This window comes from Chitinophaga sp. GbtcB8 (genome assembly GCF_019091455.1).
Lineage (GTDB): Bacteria > Bacteroidota > Bacteroidia > Chitinophagales > Chitinophagaceae > Chitinophaga.
Window position 1 is genome coordinate 1 of sequence record NZ_JAGXJN010000550.1, and the last position, 228, is coordinate 228.

At 46.9% G+C, this 228-nt stretch carries 1 pseudogene; it reads left to right on the top strand.

Annotated features, from left to right (window positions below):
* Positions 1-228 (top strand): annotated as a pseudogene (locus KVT36_RS32540) (cell wall anchor protein); the annotation flags it as partial.

The window sequence follows — 228 nt, forward strand, 5'->3', positions numbered from 1 at the left end:
CCTAACACATTGGGTATCGGCCTAATGGGCGCTTTTTGTGAAATGGCCTGGAACCAGGGCAATGTCCTGTACGGGTATGATGATTACCGTTTTTTGAAAGGGGCTGAATATGTGGCCAAATACAACCTGGGCGATTCCGTGCCCTATGTTGCTTACACTTATTGTTTAGGTGTTAATCAGACAATTTTTAGTGAAGCATCCCGGGGTTCGGTACGTCCTATCTGGGAG